The following is a 7177-nucleotide window of genomic DNA, read 5'->3' as shown; positions in this document are numbered from 1 at the left end:
AAAACGCCAGATTTAGCGACGGAAGTTGTCATTACCTTTTTATCTGAAGAGAATGGCGAGCCACAAATACAACGATTCACGAGTGACAAAGACGTCAGAGAAGACGAAGCAATTCAATCGGTGTTGTTAAAAATTATCGAGCGTGCGGAAGCTAATACAGTAGTCGAAAATCGAGCAATATCGGTTATGTAATGGTTTCTTACTATATTTGTGCATGTGTTATTTCTGCATTGAGAACGAAATATAACAAGGCGCTTAAGACGGACTGCAAACCTATGGCGGTTTTGATTCAAATTGGCTAGTGTGTTTACGGTAGTTAGTTTGAGTTTAGTGGTGGTTTGCAGCCACTTAGCTTGGCGTTATACGATTTTACGGGGATACCGAATGGAAACAAATCAGTATGTTCTCAATGGTAAATTTGAAGTACTAACAATTGCCAATGAAATGAAAATGTCTCATTGGGTATACTCGCCGATTATCCGAGAGGTTAGTAGCGGAAAGGTTATTATGAGCTTGGAATCTACTGTTTGGGACTTACGTAAAGTAGCTGAATCAAAGGGGCTTATTGCACTTCAATTAGCTCGATATCCTGACAGTAGAACTGAGTATTATGTAGAAGTTGACCCAATAAACTCTAGTGCTGTCATCTTAGGCAAAGAATATCCTTTATCAAGTATAGAAAGCACTTTGGAATCAATCGTATAACAAAGCGTTCAAGAGGGATTCTCAACGCTTGGCAGTTTTGGTTCAAAGTTTAGCTTTTGTGATTATGGCACAATGGTTTAGGTCAGCTGGTGGCGTTGTTCACCCCTTAACGCGGCGTTAACTGGATAAGGAGTTTCAGTGGAAAATTTACCAATTGGTGTTCGCGTCTACAGAAGCCGCTGGAGTTTGGTGGTTGCTCTTATAGTAGCCCTTTATTTTCTAACTCCTACAGAAAACGTTGGTGAAGAGGTTGTAGTCTTGTTGCTGTTTTTGTTTGGCTTTCGCGAGGTTGTAGCTTGGATTAATGGAAGAACAATACTAGTTGTAAGCCCTGAAGGTATATATCACTACAAAACAGGCTTTATTAGTTGGGAACAAATAGAAAGCATTAAATCATACACCCCATTTAAAGATATTCATGTATATGTACCTAGGCTAGAAGTCACACTAGTTGAAAGAAGTATTTACAAAGCATATTGGTTGCCAAATAACCAAGTAGTAACTGAAAATCAGATTTTACGTTTAAGGCTAATTGGAATCGATCGACGAATAAAAGATATAGAGAAAGACTGCAATAGGATGATTTCTAGTCATCGTCGATATAGGGAGAACAATCCAGTTAACAATCAATTCAAGTAGATTCACAACGCTTAGCATTTTTGGTTTTAATCAGTTTTAATGTTTATGGCACAATGGTTTAGGTAGGGTATAAGCGTTGCTCACTACTTAATTGGGCGTTAGGCGACCTTTTAGGTAATTGAGGAGTAATAATGAAATATAGATTAGGTTTGAGAGAAATTACTGTAGCTGATGTAAATGCAGAATGTCCATTTATGCCAGAACCGGAAGATTACCAAATGCATGTGGCTGCTTTCGCTGATGACTTTAATCTGCTCGAAATTGTAGAAAGTGCTGTCGTTGAAAATAATAGTGTGATCATCGATTTAGCTGAAGGAGTTGACATTGAGCAACTACGACAAGCAGCTATTTCAATACATCAAAACTACTGGGACAAGTTACGAACAACAGGGTTTGAAAAGATCGCCTAACAAGCAATTTAAGAGGGATTCACAACGCTTGGCACTTTTGCTTCTACTTCAAATTTAGTGATTATGGCACAATGCGTTAGGTTGGGTGGTGGCGTTGTTCACCCCTTAATTGGGCGTTAGCTGGAAAATGAAAAGAGCTGTTTTATTCTGGTTTTGTTGTTCGAGCTTTACACCTGAAAGTTCAAGCTTCCCAACTATCTCGCCAGCGGCACTTCCAATTAAATGGTTGAATCTGCCCAAGCCGTTTACTTTTAATGATGTGTTTGTCTGTTCTTTGGCGTGGCTTCTTTGATGTTGAAAATAGTTCGCGACCAAATTCGTCTTGAGCTTGCTATTGTTTGCTTCATCGTAATTTTTCTTGGTCAGTTATGTTTCGTGGGCTAGGTTTTAGTTTTATAGCTGTCCCTTTTACATTGCGCTCGTAAAGTCATAATGTATTCCAAATTATGCATTTGGGTGCAAACATCAAGCTTCAACGCAACCAGCTAACAAGGCGCTTAAGTCGGACTGCAAACCTGTGGCGGTTTTGGTTCAACTTGTCTAGTGTGGTTACGGTGTTTATTTTGAGTTTAGTGGAGTTTGCAGCCACTTAGCTTAGCGTTATACAAATTAGGAGAGAACATTGAGTCCAGTCGAACAATATGAGTCGTACATATCAACTTATTCCGACCTTATTTATTCCAAAGTGGCTTTGAAACTAGGAGTGTATCAAGCTCATGTGGAAGCTTTGGAGCGTGAACCATACGATATGAATCGCGCCAATCCCCTGATGCCACTGATGGTTGAATCAATTCAGATCGATTGTGTAATGACTGTTTCGAAGTTGATCGAGCACGGACGCGGGGATAGAACGTTTCAAAAATTTCTAGCTTTCGTTGAACGTAACATGAAAGCAATTAGCAAGGTTTACCCTGAAATTGAGATGTCCTTAGTTAATGAACAGCGGCAGGCTTTGAAAGAGGTAGAAAGTCAGGTTAGTAGTATCTTGACTCAGCGAGATAAGTATTTTGCACATGCCGATAAAAAGTACTTTTTCGACCAAAACAAAATTACAGACGACTTTCCTGAAACTTATAACGAACTAATCCAAATATTAAGGGCTTTACAGCGTATTGTTGGAAAGCATCAGCAACTTATGACGGGAGCTCATCCTATGTGTATGGCAGAGTTCGCGTATGCATTTTCAGATAGAACCTTAAATCATGTAAAAGTTGCAGAAAAAGAATGGCATGCAACTTATAGACAAGGCGAAGAATGGTAAATTTGTATAACAAACGCTTCAAGACGGATTCGCAACGCTCGGCGTTTTTGGTTTGAATCGGGTTTTGTGTTTACGGTGTAACAATTAATTATGTGGTAGCGTTGCTCACCACTTAAGCGGGCGTTAGCTGGAAAATTAAAAGAGCCGTTTTATTCCGGTTTTGTGGTTCGAGCTTTACACCTGAAATTCCACGTCTTTCAACTATCTCGCCAGTGGCACTTTCATTTAAGTGCTTGAATTCGGCCAAGCAGTTTTACTTCTAATTGTGTTTTTGTCGAGTTCTTTGGTGTGGCTTCTTTGAAGTTGAAAGCGGTTCGTGACTAATAAAGTTCTTCGCTTGTTATGGTTGGCTTCATCGTAATTTTTGGGGCCAGTTATGTTTCGTGGGCTAGGTTTCAGTTTTATAGCTGTCCCTTTTACATTGCGCTCATATAGTCATAATGTATTTCAAATTATGCATTTGGGTGCAAACATCAAACTTCAACGTAACCAGCTAACAAGGCGCTTAAGTCGGACTGCAAACCTGTGGCGGTTTTGGTTCAATCGAGTAGGGTGTTTACGGTGGTTATTTCGAGTTTGGTGGTGTTTGCAGCCACTTAGCTTAGCGTTAGCTGGAAAATTAAAAGAGCACTTTTATTCCGGTTTTGTGGTTCGAGCTTTACACCTGAAAGTCCACGTCTTTCAACTATCTCGCCAGTGGCACTTCAATTTAAGTGATTGAATTTAGTCATTCCGTTTACTTTTTATGGTTCGTTTGTCGAGTTCTTTGGTGTGGCTTCTTTGACGTTGAAGGAGGTTCGTGACTAATAAAGTTCTTCGCTTGTTATGGTTGGCTTCATCGTAATTATTCTGGGTTAGTTATGTTTCGTGGGCTAGGTTTCAGTTTTATATCTGCCCCTTTTACATTGTGTTCGTATAGACATAATGTATTCCAAATTATGCATTTGGGTGCAAACATCAAGCTTCAACGTAACCAGCTAACAAGGCGCTTAAGCTGGACTGCAAACCTGTGGCGGTTTTGGTTCAGTTGGCTAGTGTGTTTACGGTGGTTATTTTGAGTGTAGTGGAGTGTTTGCAGCCACTTAGCTAATCGTTATATGCAGGAGTGTTTATTTAAGTGAGACTTTCAATTAAAAATCTTCACTTCGTAATCAGGGAAGTTCTGTATCCCCTTGTTTTATTGATGTTCTCTGTATTGTCTGCACTTGAAATCTCAGAATTCGATGTGCAAGCTTTTGAATCATGGCTATTTGGTATTGGCTACTTTTTAGCGGTATTGTTTACTTGGCGTGAATCAAATAAACGAAGGAGAAAAGTATCTTGGTACATTAGCCAAGAAATAGAATCTGGTAACTATGTTCTTTCGGTGTGGTCTAGTGGTTGGCTAATATTTTGGATCTACCTTTCGCTAACAGTTTTCGGTGTGTTGCTAGGGATGAGCATAAATGCAGATTACAGCGCTATCTAAAGCATATAACAAAGCGTTTAAGGCGGATTCACAACGCTTGGCATTTTCGGTTTGATTCAGTTTAAGTGTTTACGGCACAATAGTTTAGTTTTGGTGGTTGGCGTTGTTCACCACTTAACGCGGCGTTAGGAATTAGGAGTACTCATGAAGCGCATTACAATCGTTCTTTTGGCATTATTCGCCATAACAGGATGTACTTCCGCACTGTGGGAGCCTCCTACCTTTACAGAAAAGGTGACTGGCTACTATGTTGTTCCGGATAAGGATCTACTGATCATTGATGGTGATAGATATAGTTATATTTTCAATATTTCTAAAGACTTTAAAGATATTCTATCAGCAAGTCATGAATTCGATTTTCTGCCAAAGTACGATTACTTTAAAATTAATGACAATAATACGGTAACTGGGATGCTCAAGTTGACCACGGATGTTGCCAGTGATTCATCAGAAGCAAAAGTTCTTTTGGGGTTAGGTTTTACAAAAGCATCAAACGGGCTTGCATATAAAACTCGACTGTCAGGCAAGTTGTATCATATCGAAGGTGAGCTCCAAGTTACTTCCTTCGATCAGGATCAACTTATTATAGTGGAGGAGCCTGAAGGCGGAATTTCAAAAGTAGCGAAAATTGTATTTACCCCTGTTGCCGTCACAGCTGATGCCATTGCAGTTGTTTCTGTATTGTCATTGCTGACAGTCGGTTATTATTCAGCGATCGTCTCAGAATAATTCCTAACAAAGCGTTTAAGGCGGATTCACAACGTTTGGCGGTTTTGGCTCAAGTTAGCTTAAGTGTTTAAAGTGCAATGGTTTAGGTTTGGTGGTTTGCGTTGTTCACCACTTAACGCGGCGTTAGCTGGAAATGTTAAGAGCAGTTTTGTTTTGATTATGTGGTTCGAGCTTCACACCTGAAAACCCCCGTATTTCAACTATCTCGCCAGTGGCACTTTCATTTAAGTGATTGAATTCGGTCAAGAAGTTTTACTTCTAATTGTGTTTTTGTCGAGTTCTTTGGTGTGGCTTCTTTGAAGCTGAAAGTAGTTCGTGACCAAATTCGTTGTTCGCTTGCTATAGTGGGCTTCATCGTAATTTTTTTTGGTCGGTTATGTTTCGTGGGCTAGGTTTCAGTTTTATAGCTGTCTCTTTTACATTGTGTTCGTATAGTCATAATGTAGGCATTTGGTTGCAAACATTAAGCTTCAGCGTAACCAGCTAACAAGGCACTTAAGTCGGACTGCAAACCTGTGGCGGTTTTGGTTCAATTGGGTAGGGTGTTTACGGTGGTTATTTTGGGTTTGGTGGTGTTTGCAGCCACTTAGCTTAGCGTTATGCGCGGAAAGGAGAGTACATGTCTGATCAAGTTTTAAAATTAGTTCCAAAGGACAAATACTTTGTTCCCGAAATAAATTCGGCGGAAAAAGCTAGAGATTTATTAGAAGGTTTTTTTCCGGATGGTGAGCAAGCTGAAGTAAAGTTCTCAGATTCAGTAAGATTCATAGACAGTGGCAGTAACTTAGAAAAGATCACTTGTTCATTATGTCGTAAGAGCACTGACATTAATCCATTTCAAGAAAACGACATAGGAACAGAATGGTGGTATGAACTAGATGAGATCCTATCAAGTTCACCTGATTTACAGGCACTAAATGTTAAAATGCCGTGCTGCGGGCAATATGCCGCAATTCAAAGCGTTGATTTCTGTGGTTCGGCTAGTTTCTCAATGTTTGAACTATGCATATGGAATCCTTATTCTGATGACGGTATATCTAAGGTTCAACTTTCAGAATTAGAAGGGGTCCTTGGGTGTAAGCTAAAGCAAATATGGGCACGTTACTAAAGCGCATAACAAAGCGTTTAAGACAGATTCGCAACGCGTGGCATTTTTGGTTTTAGTCGGCTTTAGTGTTTACAGTGCAATGGCTTAGGCTGTGTGGTTAGCGTTGCTCACTACTTAACGCGGCGTTATAAATCTAAAGGGAGTTTTATGAAAAGCATCAAATTAATGGCAATTAGCGCTAGTGTGCTTTTATTGCTTGGGTGTTCCAATTCAATGGTTAATACAGTTAACAATACCAACGAAAAGTTCTTAATAGAGCAGTATCCATATCGTTATATTTTATCTGAAAAAGCAGAAACCCATACGTCATATACCCTAGAACCAGCCGGAAGTGAAAGCGAGACTATCGCTAAACATAGTGAAGTTCTGCTTACTGATATATTTCGGGTTTTCAAAAACGAATGTGGTTTTAGTAGGAGTGATCTAGTGGGAGTTAACAAGGTTGAGTATGCCCCTCCAGTGTTTTATGAAGTTTGGACTTTCAAAGACCTGCAATCAGAGCGTGCAGACAAAACCTCATCAATGTCAGTAATATTAAAAGCATATGCAAACGGTGGGGGAACAGATATTTCGTATGTAGGCAATTGTCATGCAAAACCTGCAAAATTAGTGTTTTCGAATTAGATGTATAACAATCGCTTTAAGGCGGATTCGCAACGCTCGGCAGTTTTGGTTTGAATCGGCTTAAGTGTTTACGGTGCGATAATGAGTGTCGTGGTAGAGTTGCTCACCACTTAGCTTATCGTTATATTTTTTTAAGTTCAGCAATCAAAAAGGATTTACTGATGAATGTGGATAAAGCGAAAAAACGCATACTGAAACGAGTACAACGAGGTTTCAAAGGTTATCCGCAAATC

9 protein-coding genes are annotated in these 7177 nt (G+C 39.7%); all 9 read left to right on the top strand.

The genetic code is table 11. From position 1 onward, the window contains the following. The coding region (locus L3V23_RS21120; RefSeq protein ID WP_237292978.1) for a hypothetical protein at positions 1-192 on the top strand (192 nt) is incomplete at its 5' end. A 192-nt stretch (positions 193-384) separates the two neighbouring features. Beyond that, a complete protein-coding gene (locus L3V23_RS21115; RefSeq protein WP_102967352.1) occupies positions 385-705 on the top strand; it encodes a hypothetical protein in 321 nt (106 codons plus the stop codon). A gap of 138 nt (positions 706-843) precedes the next feature. Then, positions 844-1344 carry a hypothetical protein gene (locus L3V23_RS21110; RefSeq protein WP_102967351.1) on the top strand — a complete coding sequence of 167 codons (501 nt, stop codon included), beginning with the start codon at positions 844-846 and terminating at the stop codon, positions 1342-1344. Positions 1345-1475: 131 nt separating this feature from the next. Beyond that, positions 1476-1754 carry a hypothetical protein gene (locus L3V23_RS21105; protein ID WP_102967350.1) on the top strand — a complete coding sequence of 93 codons (279 nt, stop codon included), beginning with the start codon at positions 1476-1478 and terminating at the stop codon, positions 1752-1754. Between the two features lie 622 nt (positions 1755-2376). Further along, entirely contained in the window at positions 2377-3015 is a 639-nt protein-coding gene (locus L3V23_RS21100) for a hypothetical protein (RefSeq protein WP_102967349.1), read from the top strand. Between the two features lie 1117 nt (positions 3016-4132). Next, positions 4133-4483 carry a hypothetical protein gene (locus L3V23_RS21095; RefSeq protein ID WP_146029437.1) on the top strand — a complete coding sequence of 117 codons (351 nt, stop codon included), beginning with the start codon at positions 4133-4135 and terminating at the stop codon, positions 4481-4483. Positions 4484-4627: 144 nt separating this feature from the next. Then, positions 4628-5212: a hypothetical protein gene (locus L3V23_RS21090; RefSeq protein ID WP_042487483.1), complete on the top strand. Its 585-nt coding sequence runs from the start codon at positions 4628-4630 to the stop codon at positions 5210-5212. Positions 5213-5831: 619 nt separating this feature from the next. Then, a complete protein-coding gene (locus L3V23_RS21085; RefSeq protein WP_102967345.1) occupies positions 5832-6320 on the top strand; it encodes a hypothetical protein in 489 nt (162 codons plus the stop codon). Positions 6321-6467: 147 nt separating this feature from the next. Then, positions 6468-6944 carry a hypothetical protein gene (locus L3V23_RS21080; protein ID WP_102967344.1) on the top strand — a complete coding sequence of 159 codons (477 nt, stop codon included), beginning with the start codon at positions 6468-6470 and terminating at the stop codon, positions 6942-6944. Positions 6945-7177: the final 233 nt, after the last annotated feature.

The sequence above is a fragment of the Vibrio sp. A1-b2 genome (assembly GCF_021726015.1).
Lineage (GTDB): Bacteria > Pseudomonadota > Gammaproteobacteria > Enterobacterales > Vibrionaceae > Vibrio > Vibrio diazotrophicus.
The sequence above is the reverse complement of the archived record's forward strand: the minus strand, read 5'-3'. Positions and strand labels throughout refer to the sequence as shown.